This window comes from Oceanobacter sp. ABM4_470 (genome assembly GCF_056158645.1).
The window spans coordinates 448,022-465,476 of the sequence record NZ_JBSWTR010000001.1; the positions used below are offsets into that span (position 1 = coordinate 448,022).

The window sequence follows — 17,455 nt, forward strand, 5'->3', positions numbered from 1 at the left end:
AATGCACGGTGCAGTCAGTGGCTATCGCATCTGCTACACTGCGCCGCTTTCCATTCAGGGTTTGACGAGGCTTTCTGTGACCATTTCAGAACTGGTTCGCCAGCGTGGCGCCAACTTGTGTATTTTCGATATGGGTCGTCGTATCCAGTCATTGGATGCGGGACTGTTCGACGATATCGAGCAGCAAAAGCGCCCGTACCCGTCGCCTTATTTGAAGCACGCATGGTTGGGCTTGCTGAGCTGGCACCCGAACGAACCGGGCCAACACGCCATCTGGTTTTTGAAACTGCCTCTTGATGAGCAAGGCTTGCTGGACGCTCAGGCCCGTGATGGCTTTGTTCGCTACATTGCCCAGCGTATGGCCAGCCCGGAAGCCGACAAGGGCGAAGGTGAGGCACCGTTTAGCTTCAAACCGGATGGCAACCGGATGGCGTTTTTCCACGCTTTGGCCGGGCGCCAATTGGGTGCTGAGAGCAGCCGCTTCTACGACACCACACGGGCTTACCTGGCGGGTGATATAGGCTGGGAAAACTGGCAGCAGCTGGGCCTGCAAGGTCTGGCTGAAGTGGTTGCTAATCACGACAAGGACAACAACGAAGCATTGCTTGCCCGTGCCATTCCATACCTGCCGACCGTGCCATTAAACGTGGTGCTGGGCTTTATGGAGAACATTGCTGCGGCTCAGGATGTGACGACGGCGGTGAATGATCGTTTGGCGGCGGTGATCAAGGCCGGAGCTACGGCCAATGACCTGGCGGCCTTCGCGCGGGCGCTGTCGCACAGCCAGAATCTGGAGCAACGGCATTTGTTGCTGGCGGCAATCTTGCGCCATCCGCAAGCGGTGCAGGTGGAAGTGCTGGCGGCGATTTCCAGCCGTTGTTGGGCTGATTTGAGCGGTGATCTGTTGCTCGACTTTCTCGAAGTGCTGGCTTCCAACGCCGGTGGCGACGACGTATTCAACGCGCTGGTGGCCGACATGATGAGCCTGCCTGGCATGCGTGACCGCATGATGTCGGTGTTCACGTCAGGCAAGCAGAGTTCAAAACTGGATCAGGCGGTGACCCGATTGCTGGGTGCTGTGCGCGGGCAAATGCAATGACAGTGTTGTGTCCTTGCGGTAGCCAACAAGGCTACGCGGCTTGCTGTCAGCGGTTACACAATGGTACGCCGGCGGAATCGCCAGAGGCTTTGATGCGTTCACGCTTCAGTGCATTCGCGCTGGGGCTGGATGACTACATTCAGCAGAGCTGGCACCCGGATACCTGTCCGCAAGGCCCGTTCACCGAAGCGGGCACGCGCTGGACTCAATTGCAGGTTCAGCAGGCATCGGAGTCTGGTGATGAAGGCCAGGTGACCTTCGCGGCGACTTTTCAGGCGGAAGATGGCTGGCACCAGCTGATTGAGCAGTCTCGGTTTGTGAAGCAAGCGGACGGCTGGAAGTACCTGGATGGCCAGCCGCAGTGGCTCAGGCTGCAACCCGGGCGCAACGATGTCTGTCCGTGCGGTTCTGGCGCCAAGTTCAAAAAGTGCTGTGCCTGAGTGGCTCTGCTGGGAATAGTCTAGAGTGCAAAAGCTCAGTGAGTGTCCTGGGAACGGGTCATCCCTTTCAGAACCATTCCCCAGATCATGGCAAATGTTCCCACTGTGGCCACCAGCATCGACAGGTTAATCAACAGAGTGTGGCGGCTGTAATAGCTGGTTAGTTGTATGTCGCCAGATTCACACTGGCCGCTGGCGGGGGAATAGGTTAGCCCCATTTGCTCGCAGTCGGTGATGTGATTAAGGTCGATACTGTAAACAATCAGTAGCAGCACGACTGGCAAGGTAAACGCGATGGTGCCAATACGCAGTAACATGGGATCAATCTTTCCTCTTTTATGACGTCTTGTATCCGGATGGCTCCACTGGGGCTGGTTACTTCGTGGGCCATGTTGTTGTGGGTCATGTTTTTGTGGGGTGTGCTGCTGGCCATGATAGCACCTCTGTTGCATGCCGCGGACGAGCATGCCGGTTCGGCCGTGTCGAACGTTGTGGTTGTCTCAGAGGCGGCCTTTGCGTCGGAAACAGAGAGCGAAAGCAGTGAAGATAAAGTGCCCCGTCAAGAGCTGGCTCCCGAGCTGACCGCTGCTCTGGCGGCGATTCGCCAGCGTTTAAGTGCGCCTGAACTATCTGATACGGATCGTAGCCGACTGTTGTACGCCATGCAGGAGGTCCGCCAGCGTTGGCCTGAAGACTGGAGCATACTGCCGCTGGCGTATCAGTGGGCAGGGCGTTCCATGGCTGCTGCCGAACAGGCGTTTGATGCCGGTCAGCAACGTCAGGTGCAGCAGATTCTGGATCAGGTATGGCAAATGACACCATTGCAGCCCGGCCTTGCGGAGCTTCAACGACGGGTGGATCAGCGGACGCAGTGGGCCGACTATGCAGGCGCAGCCGAGCCTGCTGTAACGACAAGTCTGGCGCTTGGCGCAGGTTTGCCTGAACGTCGTGCGACTGAGAGTGCGATGTTGGCTGAAGACGGTTTGCCGATGCCCGCTGTTATTTCTCCTCTGATCTCCCCTCCGATCTCTTCTCAAGCGTCTGAAGCACTCGTCGACAGGCAAGAGAGTGCCGATACGTTTGCGCCTGATCTGGAACTGGTCGATCTGGCCCTGCTGGACGATGGCATTCATCGCCAGTTTCGCAACCGCAAGCAGGATAATTCACCGGCTTTTGCGCGTTTTACCTTGCCTCAGGATGCCATTGGCGAGCGTCGGGCTACTATCCAAACCGAACTACAGCCAGTGTGTGAAGCCGTGGTTGAAAACGGCGCGTCGGTCATTATTCATGCCGCTAATCAGGATGACTACCGTTGGCTGACGGTGCGGTTGACGCTTTGTATTCGGCGCGTTGATCCGGATTTTCGGTTGCGCCAAAGCTTCCGCCAGACGGCGGCTACCTCTTATATTTCCTTGCATCCGGGCCGCAGTTTCTCACTGCGACCACCCGATGTTTTGGATTGATCTGATCCTCTAATAATCTCTCTGCCATAAAAAACGCCAGCGCGGTATGACCGGGCTGGCGCGAAGTGCCAATTGGAGCCCTTTCTGTGAGGGCTTTGTTCTATCAGTTCTCTGGTGCTTCAGCGGTGATGGCGTAACGCATCAGGTGGTAAATCCAGTGTTGCTCCATGGTGCCACCTAGCAGGTGTGCGAATGGGCCAACGGCATACACGGCAACGTCTTCACCGCCATGGGTTTCAGACTCCAGCGGCACTAACGCCTGTTGCAGGTAATCTTTCGACAGGGCTTCCTGCTCGGTGATGTCCGGCCGCGGCACACTGACAGCACCTGGGCCGTTGCGGTAGTTCATCGAGGTGTAGGTCTGGCCATCTTCCAGTCGGCTCGGCTCTGACAGTGGTTGACCGTGTTCGTTGTTGGTTTTCACCACCCCGTTAATGGGGTTGCCCCGGGTCGGGTAACCCGCCAACGTGAGGGTATGGCTGTGATCCGCGGTGACCAGTAGCAGGGTGTTGCTGAGGTCCAGGTTGTTGATCAGCCAGTCGACCGTCTGGTGCAGCTCTTCGGTTTCTTTCAGGGCGCGATAACCATTGCCAGCGTGGTGGGCGTGGTCAATACGGCCTGCCTCGATCACCAGGCTGAACCCTTGCGGGTTGTTCGAAAGACGCTTTACCGCGGCCTTGGTCATGTCGGTCAGGCTCGGCACGCTATCGTCCCGTTCTTCAACGTAGGGCAGGTGCGATTCGGCAAACAGCCCGAGCCATTCGCCGTCACTCAGGTCGGCCTCCAGAAGTTGTTGGCGGGTGCTTACGTAATGATGGTCCGCCTGCTGTTGCCACTCGTTGGCAAGGTGGCGACCGTCGGCGCGAACGCCGCCATCGGCTTCCGGCACAAACATGCCAAGGCCGCCACCCAGCGCGATGTCGAGGTCGCTGCTGATCAGCTGCGCGGCAATGTCCCGACAGCCATTGGCGATGGCGTCTTCCGGTAGCAGGCTATCGGCTTCCCAGTTGCGTTCCGGGCTGTGCGCATAAGTGACCGCCGGGGTGGCATGGGTCAGGCGGGTAGTGGTGACCACGCCGGTGGCTTTGCCTGCCTGTCGGGCGTCGTTGAACAGGGTGTGCAGCTCGGTGCCGCGGCTACTGACGCAGTTGCTGCGCTCGGCGTCGGCATTGATCGCGATGACGCCGGCGCGGGTTTTGGTGCCAGTCATAATGGCGGTCATGGTGCCGGCGGAATCCGGGGTTTGCAGGTCGGTGTTGTAGGTTTTGACCAACGCCGAGTAAGGCAGGCTTTCAAAGCTCAGGTGGTATTCCTCGCCATCCAGTCCGAGCTGTTGGCCGCTGTAGATTCGACCTGACGTCAGAGATGTGATCCCCATGCCGTCGCCGATCACCAGTACAACATTTTTGGCCATGCCTGTGTTGGCGGCCTGCTGCTGGCGACGGTCGGCCTGTTGCTGGCCATTGTGATACCACTCTCCGGTGCTGGTTGGGCTGGCAACCTGGGTGAGCCCGGACATTAATGGCGTGTTGTCAGTGCGCTGCGCTGAGCCTTGATCCGGTCCTGTGGAGGCACAGCCGCTTAGCAGGGCAACGGTGCAGGCCATCAGTGCCGCCGTCAGGGTGCTGTTTCTCTGACCCTGAGGGCGACGCAATGAGTGGGGGAATAAATACGTCATGTTACAGGTTCTCCCCGGACTGGGCCGCTACCGGCATTTGAGTGGTCAGGTTCAGCGCGCGGCTGGTCAGATGAAAAATGGTGTTTTGTTCCAGCAGGCCACGGAACCATTGGCTGCCTGGCCCTTTGGCGTGCAGGGCAACATCGTCGCTGCCGTGGGTTTCGCTGCTGCGTTGACCCAGTGCTGCCTGGTAGAAGTTTGGATGGCTGCAGTTAATGTCGTTGTGCCAGGGGATTCTTCCCAGCTGGCGCGGCGTATCTGTGGTGGTTTGTTGTGGCGGCAAGGTGCTGGCCCCCATGCCGTTGGCGTAACCCAGGGTGGTGTAAGGGGCGCCGTCGTCGGCTTTGGTGCTGACGCCCTTGTACTTCGCTAACCCGAGAATGTTGTTGCCACGGTCGGGGTAGCCCGCAAACGACAAGGTATGGCTGTGGTCGGCGGTCACCACAATCAGTGTGTCAGCGTCGTTGGTCATGCGGTCGGCAAAGTCGACCGCCCTGGCCATTTCAATGGCGTCGGTCAGGGCACGATAGGCATTGCCGGCGTGGTGGGCGTGGTCAATCCGTGCGCCTTCAATAATCAGCACATAGCCCTGATCACTGCCGCGAGTCTGTTGCTGTAATACCTGCAACGCTGCAAAGGTCATTTCCTGCAGCGACGGCTGGCTGTCATCACGGTCGTTCTCATAAGCCATGTGGCTGTCGGCGAACAGGCCCAGAATCGGGGTTCGGGCGGACATATGGAACAGGTCATTTCGGCTCGCCAGATATTGGCCATCGGGATACTGCCGGGTGAATTGGCTGGTTAAATCCTGATCGGTGCGCACGCCACCAGTGGCCTCCAGCACAAAATTACGGCGACCACCACCGAGGGCGAGGTCGAGGCCGTGGGCGAAACCACGGCTGATCAGCTGGCTGGCAATGTCTTCACAACCATTGGCCAGGGCTTCTTCTGAGAGGTCGCTGTTGGCTTCCCAGTCGCGTTCTGAGGTGTGGGCATAGGTGGCCGCAGGCGTGGCGTGGGTCAGTCGGGCACTGGTAACTACCCCGGTGGCCATGCCCTGTTGGCTGGCGTATTCCAATAGGGTGGTCAGCTCGTGGGCTTGTTGGCCATCGCAGCTGGCGCGCAGTTGTTCGGGGCCTATGCTGAGCATGCCCGCGCGGGTTTTAACGCCGGTGACGATGGCGCTCATGGTGCCAGCGGAGTCGGGCGTTTGCTGGTTGGTGTTGTAGGTTTTGACCAGTGCTGAATAAGGGAAACGCTCAAACGACAGAAAGTTTTCTTCGCCGGACATGCCTTGCTGTTGGCCTTCAAGAATCCGCGCTGCCGTCAGTGTGGTGACGCTCATGCCGTCGCCAAGAAACAGAATCAGGTTGCGGGCGCGGGTAGCCGGGGCTGGCATGGCGAGTCGATTGGCCAGCCAGGCTTCACCTTGCTGATAATCCGGGGTGGCGTAGCCGCCAACGGCATGGGCAGGCAGAGTAATCAGACTACCTGCTGCCAATGAGCCTGCGATCAGCCGGCGAAGGTTACGGATGACAAATCGTTGCATGGAACTTCCGGTCCTATTTGGGTTCAGGTTCAAGGTTGTAATTGGGGCGAGTCTAGGTTGAGCAATCAGCCGTATCCCGTGACAGTTGTGTGACTGCGGGTCTTTCTGGCTCACGAGTCATCTGTCGGTGGTGCTGGCTTGCTGGCCGTTACGAGCTCTCAATTACCAATATTACGGTTGCGTGACCATTCTGTTACAGCGGCGACATGCATTTTGTCATTCGTGGCGGCTCGATCGTTATGAATTATGCCGATGGCGCAGCAGAGCGGCCGCTGCAATATTCCACAGCCGGTGCTACAATGCCCGGCTTTCATTCAACCGGTAACATGTTCAAAGCGATGCGTTTATTTGCCAGTTTGATTTTGATGTTTGGTGCTGCCTGTTCTTCGGCAGCTGTGATTGTGCCAAGTGCTCCTGATCTGGATGCCAAGGCCTATATTCTGATGGACGCTCAGAGTGGCGATATTCTGGTCGAGCATAATGCCGACGAGAAGCTGCCGCCAGCCAGTCTGACCAAGATGCTGACCAGTTACATTGCGGCTCACGAGTTGGAGCAGGGCAATGTCACAGACGACACGCTGGTGCCAATCAGTGTCAAGGCGTGGCGTAAGGGCGGTTCCAAGATGTTCGTGCGCGAGGGCACCGAAGTGCCGCTGATCGATTTGCTGCGCGGCATTATCATTCAGTCCGGCAACGATGCGTCGGTAGCCGTAGCGGAATACTTCGCTGGCTCGGAAGACGCCTTCGCCGAATGGATGAACCAGTACGCCCAGCAAATGGGCATGACCAACAGTCATTTTGTTAACGCCACTGGTTGGCCTGCGGATGATCACTACTCCACGGCCCATGATATTGCCACGCTGGCGTTGCACATCATTAACGATCACCCGGATTACTACGGCCTGTATTCCGAGAAGTACTTTGAATACAACGACATTCGTCAGCCAAACCGCAACAAGCTGCTGTGGCGTGACCCGTCGGTAGATGGTCTGAAAACCGGCCATACCGATGCTGCCGGTTTCTGTCTGGCGGCGTCCGCTGTGCGTGACGACATGCGCCTGATTGCGGTAGTGATGGGTACCCGTAGCGACGCTGCGCGAGCGCAGGAAACCCAAAAGCTGCTGGCGTACGGTTTCCGTTATTACCAGACCCACAAGCTCTACAGCGCCAGCGATGTGCTGGAGCAGCGCAAGGTTTGGTTGGGTGAGCAGGATCAGGTTCAGTTGGGCTTGCAGGAAGATTTGTTCCTGACAATCCCGCGCGGCACGGTCGGTGACCTGAGTGTCGAGCTGCAAACCAATGAATATCTGGAAGCCCCGATTGCTGCTGGCGAAACCATTGGCACTCTGGCCGTCAAGAAAGACGGCGAACTGATTGCCGAGCGTCCTCTGATTGCTGTGAATGCAGTTGAGGAAGCCGGTTTCTTTGGCCGTCTGATGGGCCAGATTCAACTATTCTTCGCGCGTTTGCTGGGGTAACAAAATGGCACTGATTGGCGCAGACGGGAAGCAAGTAGCGGAGCAGGAAGCACCAAAAATTGAATTTCCTTGTGAAAACTACCCGGTCAAGGTGGTTGGCAAGGGTGCGGACGATTTCAAGGACCTGATGCTGGAGATCTTTGAAGTGCATGCACCGGGTTTTGATTATGCCAAGGTGATGGTTCGGGACAGCTCAAAAGGCAATTTCCGCTCGATGACGGTATACATCACTGCGACCGGTGAAGCGCAGCTGAAGGCGCTGCATGAGCAGCTGAAGGGCCATCAACTGGTGCATATGGTTCTGTAAATGGCAACCGCTCGAATTCGTCGCCTTGGGCTGGTGGAATATCAGTCCACTTACGATCAGATGGTCGACTACACCGAAAACCGTGATGAGACATCCCCTGACGAACTGTGGGTATTGCAGCATCCCAAGGTGTTTACCCAGGGGCAAGCTGGCAAGGCCGAGCATGTGCTGATGCCGGGTGATATTCCGGTGGTGCAGACCAATCGCGGTGGTCAGGTGACTTATCATGGTCCCGGCCAGCTTGTGGTGTATCTGTTGCTGGACATCAAACGGCTGGGCATAGGCCCGCGTCAGCTGGTGACTGTAATGGAAGATTCCATCATTGAAGCGCTCAAGCATTTTGGCATTGAGTCTGCCGCCAAACCGGACGCGCCGGGCGTTTACGTTGACGGTCGCAAGATTGCCTCGCTGGGGCTGCGTATCCGCAATGGCAAAACCTTCCACGGACTGGCACTCAACATAGATATGGATCTGGAGCCTTTTCTGCGCATCAACCCATGCGGTTATGCCGGGCTACAGATGACTCAGGTAAAAAATGAGTCGACAGACCCAGAGGCGGCCAGTTGGCAAGCCGTTGCTGAGCAGTTGGAAAAGCAGCTGATCAAGCAATTGGGTTTCGAAACAGCGGAGGTTTGCGCATAATCCGCGCAATTCCGTCCGGAGCTACCGCTCCGTTCTCAAAGTATCCGAATTAGTGTTCGAGCCACAGTGATCCTGAGGTTCGTCAGGCAGGGGTAACCGATGACAGAAAGAAAGCAAAAAACCATTCAGGGTCAAAAGCTCCGTGGTGCCGACAAGGTAGCGCGTATTCCGATCAAGGTAATTCCAACCGAGGAAATGCCGCGTAAACCGGACTGGATTCGGGTCCGTATCCCTGCTACCCCGAAGATTGCTGAAATCAAGGAAAAGCTGCGCAAGCACAAGCTGCACACCGTGTGTGAAGAAGCCAGCTGCCCGAACCTGGGTGAGTGTTTTGGTGGCGGTACCGCAACCTTCATGATCATGGGTGACATCTGTACTCGCCGTTGTCCTTTCTGTGACGTTGGTCATGGTCGTCCGAACCCGCTGGATCTGGATGAGCCGAAGAACCTGGCAATTGCCATTGCCGACATGGGCTTGCGTTACGTGGTGATTACCTCAGTTGATCGTGATGACCTGCGTGATGGCGGTGCCCAGCACTTTGCCAACTGCATCACCGAAACCCGCGAGCGTAGCCCGAACATCCAGATTGAAGTACTGGTGCCGGACTTCCGTGGTCGTATGGAAGTGGCGCTGGATATTCTTGAACAGACTCCGCCAGACGTGTTCAACCACAACCTGGAAACTGTTCCAAGCCTGTACAAGAAGAGCCGTCCGGGCTCTGACTACCAGTGGTCTCTGACGCTGCTGAAAGAGTACAAGGCGCGTCGTCCGGATGTAGTGACCAAATCCGGTCTGATGCTGGGCCTGGGTGAAACCAACGAAGAAGTGATTGAAGTGATGAAGGACATGCGTGCCCATAACATCGATCACATCACGCTGGGTCAGTACTTGCAGCCAAGCCGTGATCATCTGGGGGTGGATCGCTTTGTTACCCCGGAAGAGTTCAAGGAGCTGGGTGATATCGCTAAGCAAATGGGCTTTAGCCGTGTGACTTCTGGCCCAATGGTTCGCTCTTCCTACCATGCGGACGCTCAGGCGGCTGGTGAGGAAGTGACGGGTGTTTGGGAAGGTCACAACAAGAAGAAAGCGGAAAACGCCAATCTGATCGCTACTTCTGGCTGATTGTCAGTTCATGCTGGATTGGACGGTTAGAAAACGGGACTGATGTCCCGTTTTTTATTGGCTGCTACTGGTGAGTGGTGCTGGTCGCTGAAGCGCTCAGGCGGTTGTGGCGGCCTTGCTGAGCATGGCGTACAGCTCATCTTTCAGGGCCACTCGATTTAGCTTCAGTTGTTCCAGTGTCGCGTTTGAGGCTGCCTCTTTTTGCTCCTCGATACGATGCACTTCCTTGTCGATCGCCGTGTATTCGTCAAACAGTTTGGCGAAGTGACGGTTACTGACTTTCAACTCGCTGATTTGCTCGTTGAATTCCGGAAAGTCGTGGTGCAGATCATGTGGTTCAATGCTCATTGAAGCCTCCTGTTCGATTTGCTTTCAGACTATCTTGGACATCTGTTCGACAGCTTGATTCAGGTCACGGCTGCTGATCTTGTCATAAAGCGTCAGGCTTTTTGTAAGGCGGTTGCAATCCACTGTTTCAGCTGAGGTGCGGGCAAGGCGCCGGCCAGCCGGTCTACTTCTTTGCCACCCTTGAACAGAATCAACGTCGGGATGCTGCGAATGGCGTAGCGCTGGCTGACCAGTTGGGCCTTCTCGGTATCGACTTTGGCAAACCTCAGTTGGTGCTGCATATCACCACAAACTTCCTTGAAGATGGGTGCCATCATCTTGCATGGACCGCACCATTCAGCCCAGAAGTCCACCAGTACCGGCAGTTCGTTTTTGTCGATAAAACGCTGGAAGTCGGCGTCGTTCAGTTCGCTCGGTTGGCTGTTGAAGAGTGCCTGTTTGCACTTGCCGCATTGGCCTTGCTGGTTTTGTTTGTCTGCAGGAATGCGATTGATGGCGGCGCAGGATGGACAGGTGTACAGCATGGGATGCTCCATAAATACGATGTATGGAGCTTAAAGTTGGGGTGGGGCGACCCGCTTTCAAGCCACAGCAGGGTTTTGTCAGAGTGGGTCTGGATGGGAATCAAAGCCGCTCAGGGTTGGCTGAGCGGGCTTATGTGTTGCAGGAATTCTGCTTTATTGGCTTCTCCTGCCAGTCGTAATGACGCAAGTTCGGCACCGTTTTCGTAGAACAGAATGGTCGGAGGTCCGAATACTGCCACGCTTTGCAGGAAGGCAATCTGTTCGTCGGTGTTGTCGGTGACATCCAGTTGCACCCAGCGCACGTGCGAAAGCCGCTGTTGCACGTCGGGCTGGGAAAAAATCTCGTCTTCCATCACTTTACAGCTGATACACCAGTCGGCGTATAGATCTAGCATCACTGGCTGCTGGCTGTTGTCGATCAGGCGCTTAACATCCTCGACTGAGTCGGTTTTGAAAAACAGTGACTGCCCGCTGTTTTGTGGGGTATTCCCATATGACTCAAAAGCGGCGTTGCTTCCGGTATAGCTTATGGTATTGCCCAGCGGCTTGAGCGGGTCATGGTTGCCTTGCAGGGCCCCCCATGTAGCCGCTATGCCATAAACCAGTAGCAATACGGCAGCGCCCTTGATGACGCGTTGTTTGCCGCTGGCAGGCTCCAGAGCGCCCAGTGCCACGCCGTAGACGACTGTCAGAACACCCCACAGCAACAGGACGATTGGCCCCGGCAAAATGCGGCTCAGTAGCCAGATGGCGACGCCGAGCAGCAGGATGCCAAAGAACACCTTGATCTGTTCCATCCAGCCGCCAGCTTTTGGCAATATCGAGCCACCCGTCGTACCAAGAACGATCAGCGGCACGCCCATGCCAAGGCCCAGAGCCAGTAAGGCAGCGCCGCCCAACAGAACATCGCCGGTGGTGCTGAGATAGACCAGTGCACCGGCCAGAGGGGCGGATACGCACGGAGAAACCACCAGCGCGGATAGCACACCAATCAGGAAAACGCTGGCGATATGGCCGCCGGATTGTTTTTGGCTGGCGTTGTTCAGGCGGTTGCGAAGGGCGCTGGGCAATTGCAGTTCATAGATGCCGAACATGGCCAGTGACAGCAGTACGAACAAGGCTGCGAACAGTATCAGTACCCACGGGGTTTGCATCCAGGCCTGAATGTTTGCCCCAGCGCCCAGCAGGCCCATAACAACGCCAGCAGCGGCATAGGTAATGGCCATGCCGAGCACATAGGTGGTCGATAACACAAAGCCTCGGCGGGCGGATATCTGCTGGTTTTGCCCCATCACGACGGAGGTCATGATGGGAATCATGGGCAGTACACATGGCGTAAACGTCAGGCCGATGCCAAGCAAAAAGAACAGTCCGATGGTGGTCCATATGGAACCTTCAAACCATGAATTTCGCGGGCTGGAATCCACGCTGTTCTGGGGGCTGCGGCTCTGATCGCTGGTGTTTGAGGTGGTTTTACTGGCTGGGTCGGCCTGGCTATTGGTTTGTGCTTTTGCTGTGCTGGCCTTGGCAGCGGCATTGGCTTTGGCGGCTGCAATGTCAGCAGACTGAAGGTCGACGACGACTTTTTGAGGTGGGTAGCACAAGCCTGCATCGGCACAGCCTTGGTAATTGAGGGTCACTGGTCCGGCTTTCAGATTGTCGAGCGGAAACAGCACTTCCAGTGGGCCGTAGTAGGCAATGATGTCGCCAAAAGCCTCATCGAACTTGGGTTTGCCCTCAAGGGAGAAGTAGCTTGGCAGGTACTTCTGGCCGTCTTGCTGCAGGAATATGCGGTGCTGGTACAGGTAATACTCGGGGGCTGTATTCCAGTTGGCGACCAGCAGGCCGCCGTCGGTTTGGACGTCCAGAGGGAAGGCCTGATCGACTGGCAGGAATTCAGGCTCCTGATCAAACAGACCGGCATGTGTCTGTGATGCAAACAGCAGGCATAGTAGCGTTGCCAGGGTGGCTAGAACACTATTGATGGTTGGGCTCGCGCTGAGCGGCCAAAAGGCATGTGCAGAAACCGTTTCAAGGGTTCTCTGACGCATGGTGTACTCCAATCTCGTTATGCGCCGACAACCCGGCGAATCAGTTGGTACGGCTGACCGCAATGCGTGCCAGGGCGCGCAAGGCTTCTTTGGCCTCAGAATCGGGCAAAAGTTCCAGTTGCTGTTCGGCCCGGTGGACGCAGTTATAGGCCTGTTGGCGGGTGTATTCCATCGAACCGGTCGCATTTACCACGGCCATGACCTCGTCCATGATGTCCAGACCACCTTTGCGAATCGCCTGACGAACCAGTTTTCGACCGGCTTCGTCAGCGTGCGCCATGGCGTGAATCAGTGGCAGGGTGGGTTTGCCTTCGGCGAGGTCGTCGCCGACGTTTTTACCCAGTTCGGCGGCATCGCCTTCGTAATCCAGAACGTCATCGATCAGCTGGAACGCCAGTCCCAGTTCTTTACCGTACTGGCGCAGGGCTTCCTGAATCTCTTCCGGTGCTTCCAGTAGTGCCGCGGCACCGTGAGTGGAAGCTTCAAACAACTGTGCGGTTTTGCCCTGAATCACAGTGTAATACTGTTCTTCGGTGATGTTGGGGTTCTTGACGTTGGTCAGTTGCATCACTTCGCCTTCGGCAATGATGCAGGTGGTGCCAGACAGAATGTGCATCACCTTGAGATTGCCCAGTTCAACCAGCATCTGGAACGAGCGGCTGTACAGGAAGTCGCCGACCAGTACCGATGGCGCATTGCCCCACTTGGCGTTGGACGTTGGCTTGCCGCGGCGCATGTCGGAGGTGTCGACCACGTCGTCGTGCAGCAGGGTAGCGGTGTGCAGGAATTCGATAATGGCAGCCAGTTTTACCGCGCCTTCGTCGCATTTGCCCAGCGCCTGGGAAGCCAGCAATACCATTAATGGACGCACGCGTTTGCCGCCGCTGTTGACGATGTAGTCGGCGATCTTTTCAACCAGCGGTACGCGGGATTCCAGTTGTTCGTTGATCAGGCTGTCGACGGCAGAAAAATCGCGTTGTACCAGTTCCAGTACGTCATTGAGTGACATAGCGGGTGTCATGTCGGCAGGCAAATCAAGTGAAGCAGGCATGGTGTTGTGGTCCCTGAAAAATTGCCGCAAATCCTATGGAGCGGGGCCGTTACTGTCAAGAAACAGCTTATTTCATTGGCTTGCAACGGTTAGCGTGCTGGGGTATAGTCTCGCGCCCCGAATTTGTGCTCCCTGCCATATGGTAACCAGAGCGTTCCCAGTAGAAGCAGGTTCGTCATGATCGTTGCCATCGGCAAGCCAGATCATACGCCAAGTAGCCGAATCGGACAGTCATCAGGGTTGAATTCGTCCCCTGGTATTTCGAAAAAGCGGAGAACATTATGTACGCTGTAGTAGCAACTGGCGGTAAGCAATACCGTGTAGAAGAAGGTCAGACCCTGAAAGTTGAGAAACTGGAAGTGGCTACTGGCGAAGCCGTTGAACTGGACAAGGTTCTGCTGATTGGTAACGGCGATGACGTTAAGATTGGCGCTCCTGTTGTTGAAGGCGCTAAAGTGACTGCTGAAGTCGTTACTCACGGTCGTCACAAGAAAGTGAAGATCATGAAGTTCAAGCGTCGTAAGCACCACATGAAGCAAGCTGGTCACCGTCAGTGGTTCACCGAGCTGAAGATCACCAGCATCGCTGGCTAATCCGAATTCTTTAAAGATTAACTACAAGGGATCTGGTTTTTGAAACGCCCCGGGGCGGCCAGAACCCTTTGCAGAGGAGCTATTCCATGGCACATAAAAAAGCGGTAGGTTCTACTCGTAACGGTCGCGATTCCGAAAGCAAACGCCTTGGCGTCAAGCTGTACGGCGGCCAGGTTGCCAAAGCAGGCGCCATCATCATTCGTCAGCGTGGTACTGCTACTCACGCTGGTGACAACGTTCGCGTTGGTCGTGACCACACTCTGTTCGCTACCGTTGAAGGTGTAGTGAAGTTCGAGGTTAAAGGTCCTAACAACCGTAAGACCGTTAGCGTTGTTCCTGCGTAAGCTGACTTTTATCAGTCAGTAGACGCCGTTATTTAAAAAAATAACGACAAAGCGCCCTGGCTGTTCGCAGTTGGGGCGTTTTTGTTTGTTTTCAGGGGTTGTAAATGAAGTTCGTTGACGAAGCGCGAATCTCTGTTGAAGCGGGAAAAGGCGGCAATGGCTGTTGTAGCTTTCGTCGCGAGAAATTTATCCCGAAGGGTGGTCCCGACGGTGGTGATGGTGGTGACGGTGGTTCCGTCTACCTCGAAGCCGACGAGAACATCAACACATTGATCGATTTCCGCTATACCCGCCGTTACCGTGCGCAAAACGGTGAGGCTGGTTCCAGCCGTAACTGTACGGGTGCCAAGGGTTCAGACGTTGTTCTGAAAGTGCCGGTTGGCACTACTGCGATTGATGAAGATACCGGTGAAACGCTGGGCGATCTGACCGAAATTGGTCAGCGCCTGATGGTGGCTCATGGCGGTTACCATGGTTTGGGTAACACTCGTTATAAGTCGAGTGTGAACCAGGCGCCACGCCAGACCAAACCTGGCCAGCCGGGCGAGTCCCGTAACCTGAAGCTGGAGCTGAAGGTGTTGGCGGATGTTGGCTTGTTGGGTTTGCCAAATGCCGGTAAGTCAACCTTTATCCGTGCGGTATCGGCGGCCAAGCCAAAAGTGGCGGATTACCCGTTCACAACGCTGGTGCCAAATCTGGGTGTGGTATCCATCGAACAGCATCGCTCGTTTGTGGTGGCTGATATTCCGGGATTGATTCCAGGCGCATCTGAAGGTGCTGGTCTTGGGGTTCGCTTCCTCAAGCACCTGGTGCGTACCCATCTGATGCTGCACATTGTTGATATGGCACCGCTGGATGATGCCGATCCGGCAGACTGTGTCACTGCGATTGCTGATGAGCTGGAGCACTTCTCTCCGGCTCTGGGTCAGCGTGACCGCTGGCTGGTGCTGAACAAGCTGGATATGTTGCCAGAAGACGAGCGCGAAGAAGCCTGTCAGAAAATCATCGACAAGCTGGGCTGGGAAGGTCCGGTGTACCGGATTTCTGCACTCAACCGTGAAGGCACCTTCCAGTTGAGCTGCGACATTCAGGAATACATCGAAGAGCGCCGTGAGCGTGCGCTGGAAGATGAAGAGTTTGCCCAGCAGTTGCTGGACGAGCGCGAGCAGGTGGAAGTTGAAGCCCGTGAGCGTATTGAAGAGCTGGAAGAAATTCGCCGTGCCGAGCGCGCTGCGCGTCGCGCCACGTCGGAAGACGATGACGACGACTACGATGTCGAAGTAGTATACGTTCGCGATTGATTTCAGCAGTTTTGTGCATCAGCCCCGCATCGCGGGGCTGATTGCTTTTGGCTAAACTGCCGGTATTTACCGGTCCGCTAATCGGCCTGACATGACAGGCTTTCCCGCAATCAGGGTTTTGGGAACTCACCATTCAATGACATCCGCAGTCGATCAGTACCGACAAAACAGACAGCGCCTTGCCAGAAAGAAGCGCTGGGTGATCAAAATTGGCAGTGCCTTGCTGACCAATGATGGCCAGGGATTGAATATCGAAGGTATGCAATCCTGGGTCGATCAGATGGCACAGTTGCAGCAGCAGGGGCATGAAATCGTCCTGGTTTCATCCGGCTCCATTGCCGCTGGTATGACCAAATTGGGATGGCCCGAACGACCGGATGAGGTGCATCAGTTACAGGCCGCTGCGGCGGTTGGTCAGATGGGTTTGGTGCAGGCCTACGAAACCGCGTTTGGCAAGCATCAGCGAGCCACTGCACAAGTGCTGCTTACTCATGATGACCTTAGCAACCGTACCCGTTACCTGAATGCCCGTGGCACGCTGCGTACCTTGATGCGTTACGGTGTGGTGCCAATCGTCAACGAAAACGACACCGTGGTGACGGACGAAATCTGCTTTGGTGACAACGACACTCTGGGTGCTCTGGTAGCCAATCTGATTGAGGCGGATGTTTTGGTGATTCTGACTGATCAGGATGGCCTGTTTACCGCTGATCCGCGCTCCAATCCTGACGCTGAGTTAGTACTGGAGGGGCGGGCTTCTGATCCGCAATATGCCGATATGGCCGGTGGCGGTGGCCGTTTGGGGCGTGGTGGTATGACGACCAAGATTCGTGCGGCGACGTTGGCAGCGCGTTCCGGAGCGGATACCGTGATTGTTGGTGGTCGCATTGATGATGTGCTTACCCGACTGCGCAATGGCGAGCTGATTGGCACCTTGATGCTGGCGGACCAGCACCCGGTGGCGGCGCGCAAGCAGTGGATTGCCGGTCACTTGCAGGTGCGTGGTGAGCTGATTCTGGATGATGGCGCAGTGCGAGCGTTGAAAGATGGCCACAAGAGTCTGTTGCCGATTGGTGTGACGGCGGTGAATGGTCGTTTTGAGCGTGGTGAAGTGGTTGCCTGTCGTGATGCCCATGGCAAGCTGATTGCCAAGGGGTTGGTGAACTATTCCCGCTCTGAGGCCGTCAAAATCCTCCGCACACCGAGCTCTGGTCTGGAAGCCGCATTGGGTGTGGTGTCTGAGCCTGAAATGATCCATCGCGACAATCTGGTGATGATGTAGGCTAGGGACCCTCTGAATAACTCAGTGCCCGCTCTGGATGACAGGGCGACGCTGAATCACGAAGCTGATTTGCAGGCCTGGCGGGTCAAGTCAAAAATCAGCGACGCAGAGTCAGCAGTGCCCTGCCATCCCCGTAGGGCGCGGCCTGCAGCCCGCCAGAACGGTGTTGGCGAATTTGGAAGG

The 17,455-nt window shown here is 56.2% G+C and carries 18 protein-coding genes; 11 read left to right on the forward strand and 7 right to left on the reverse strand.

Annotation, left to right across the window (positions count from 1 at the left end; all coding sequences use genetic code 11):
- Positions 1-76 precede the first annotated feature (76 nt).
- Positions 77-1,099 carry a DUF3549 family protein gene (locus ACXADJ_RS01995; protein ID WP_475062497.1) on the forward strand — a complete coding sequence of 341 codons (1,023 nt, stop codon included), beginning with the start codon at positions 77-79 and terminating at the stop codon, positions 1,097-1,099.
- The gene (locus ACXADJ_RS02000; RefSeq protein ID WP_475062500.1) at positions 1,096-1,539 is read left to right on the forward strand and encodes a YchJ family protein; all 444 of its coding nucleotides are present in this window, start codon (positions 1,096-1,098) and stop codon (positions 1,537-1,539) included. The genes ACXADJ_RS01995 and ACXADJ_RS02000 overlap by 4 nt, the downstream gene beginning before the upstream one ends.
- 35 nt (positions 1,540-1,574) lie before the next feature.
- Here ACXADJ_RS02000 and ACXADJ_RS02005 read toward each other — a convergent pair whose 3' ends face one another.
- Positions 1,575-1,856, reverse strand: coding sequence for a hypothetical protein (locus tag ACXADJ_RS02005; protein ID WP_475062503.1), 282 nt, complete (start codon positions 1,854-1,856; stop codon positions 1,575-1,577).
- A gap of 21 nt (positions 1,857-1,877) precedes the next feature.
- On the opposite strand from ACXADJ_RS02005, the gene ACXADJ_RS02010 reads away from it, so the two are divergent.
- Positions 1,878-3,002, forward strand: coding sequence for a hypothetical protein (locus ACXADJ_RS02010; RefSeq protein WP_475062506.1), 1,125 nt, complete (start codon positions 1,878-1,880; stop codon positions 3,000-3,002).
- A 103-nt stretch (positions 3,003-3,105) separates the two neighbouring features.
- On the opposite strand, the gene ACXADJ_RS02015 is transcribed toward ACXADJ_RS02010, so the two are convergent.
- Together ACXADJ_RS02015 and ACXADJ_RS02020 are read right to left on the reverse strand one after the other, a co-directional pair.
- Positions 3,106-4,680 carry an alkaline phosphatase gene (locus ACXADJ_RS02015; RefSeq protein ID WP_475062508.1) on the reverse strand — a complete coding sequence of 525 codons (1,575 nt, stop codon included), beginning with the start codon at positions 4,678-4,680 and terminating at the stop codon, positions 3,106-3,108.
- Position 4,681: 1 nt separating this feature from the next.
- On the reverse strand, positions 4,682-6,229 hold the full coding sequence (locus ACXADJ_RS02020; RefSeq protein WP_475062510.1) for an alkaline phosphatase: 1,548 nt from the start codon (positions 6,227-6,229) through the stop codon (positions 4,682-4,684).
- 338 nt (positions 6,230-6,567) lie between these two features.
- Here ACXADJ_RS02020 and ACXADJ_RS02025 point away from each other — a divergent pair, with 338 nt between their 5' ends.
- The 4 genes from ACXADJ_RS02025 (at position 6,568) to lipA (ending at position 9,778) form a co-directional block, all read left to right on the forward strand.
- Positions 6,568-7,707 carry a D-alanyl-D-alanine carboxypeptidase family protein gene (locus ACXADJ_RS02025; protein ID WP_475068096.1) on the forward strand — a complete coding sequence of 380 codons (1,140 nt, stop codon included), beginning with the start codon at positions 6,568-6,570 and terminating at the stop codon, positions 7,705-7,707.
- Between the two features lie 4 nt (positions 7,708-7,711).
- Positions 7,712-8,014, forward strand: coding sequence for a YbeD family protein (locus tag ACXADJ_RS02030; RefSeq protein ID WP_475062512.1), 303 nt, complete (start codon positions 7,712-7,714; stop codon positions 8,012-8,014).
- Complete coding sequence (gene lipB / locus ACXADJ_RS02035; protein ID WP_028293401.1) at positions 8,015-8,656, forward strand: lipoyl(octanoyl) transferase LipB; 642 nt, start codon at positions 8,015-8,017, stop codon at positions 8,654-8,656.
- A 99-nt stretch (positions 8,657-8,755) separates the two neighbouring features.
- On the forward strand, positions 8,756-9,778 hold the full coding sequence (gene lipA, locus ACXADJ_RS02040; protein WP_475062515.1) for a lipoyl synthase: 1,023 nt from the start codon (positions 8,756-8,758) through the stop codon (positions 9,776-9,778).
- Between the two features lie 96 nt (positions 9,779-9,874).
- Here the strand turns inward: lipA and ACXADJ_RS02045 are convergent, their stop codons facing one another.
- The 4 genes from ACXADJ_RS02045 to ACXADJ_RS02060 form a co-directional block, all read right to left on the reverse strand.
- Positions 9,875-10,126, reverse strand: coding sequence for an HP1242/YdcH family protein (locus ACXADJ_RS02045; RefSeq protein WP_475062517.1), 252 nt, complete (start codon positions 10,124-10,126; stop codon positions 9,875-9,877).
- Between the two features lie 92 nt (positions 10,127-10,218).
- Complete coding sequence (gene trxC / locus ACXADJ_RS02050; protein ID WP_475062519.1) at positions 10,219-10,650, reverse strand: thioredoxin TrxC; 432 nt, start codon at positions 10,648-10,650, stop codon at positions 10,219-10,221.
- Between the two features lie 110 nt (positions 10,651-10,760).
- The gene (gene dsbD, locus ACXADJ_RS02055) at positions 10,761-12,701 is read right to left on the reverse strand and encodes a protein-disulfide reductase DsbD (protein WP_475062522.1); all 1,941 of its coding nucleotides are present in this window, start codon (positions 12,699-12,701) and stop codon (positions 10,761-10,763) included.
- 40 nt (positions 12,702-12,741) lie between these two features.
- Positions 12,742-13,710: a polyprenyl synthetase family protein gene (locus ACXADJ_RS02060; protein ID WP_475068098.1), complete on the reverse strand. Its 969-nt coding sequence runs from the start codon at positions 13,708-13,710 to the stop codon at positions 12,742-12,744.
- A 323-nt stretch (positions 13,711-14,033) separates the two neighbouring features.
- On the opposite strand from ACXADJ_RS02060, the gene rplU reads away from it, so the two are divergent.
- The 4 genes from rplU to proB all read left to right on the forward strand — a co-directional run bounded on the left by rplU (position 14,034) and on the right by proB (position 17,272).
- The gene (gene rplU, locus ACXADJ_RS02065; RefSeq protein WP_028293405.1) at positions 14,034-14,345 is read left to right on the forward strand and encodes a 50S ribosomal protein L21; all 312 of its coding nucleotides are present in this window, start codon (positions 14,034-14,036) and stop codon (positions 14,343-14,345) included.
- Positions 14,346-14,431: 86 nt separating this feature from the next.
- Complete coding sequence (gene rpmA, locus ACXADJ_RS02070) at positions 14,432-14,689, forward strand: 50S ribosomal protein L27 (RefSeq protein WP_028293406.1); 258 nt, start codon at positions 14,432-14,434, stop codon at positions 14,687-14,689.
- Positions 14,690-14,793: 104 nt separating this feature from the next.
- Positions 14,794-15,990: an Obg family GTPase CgtA gene (cgtA, locus tag ACXADJ_RS02075; RefSeq protein ID WP_475062525.1), complete on the forward strand. Its 1,197-nt coding sequence runs from the start codon at positions 14,794-14,796 to the stop codon at positions 15,988-15,990.
- Positions 15,991-16,126: 136 nt separating this feature from the next.
- Positions 16,127-17,272, forward strand: a complete 1,146-nt coding sequence (proB, locus tag ACXADJ_RS02080; protein ID WP_475062527.1) for a glutamate 5-kinase — start codon at positions 16,127-16,129, stop codon at positions 17,270-17,272.
- The last annotated feature ends 183 nt before the right edge of the window (positions 17,273-17,455 follow it).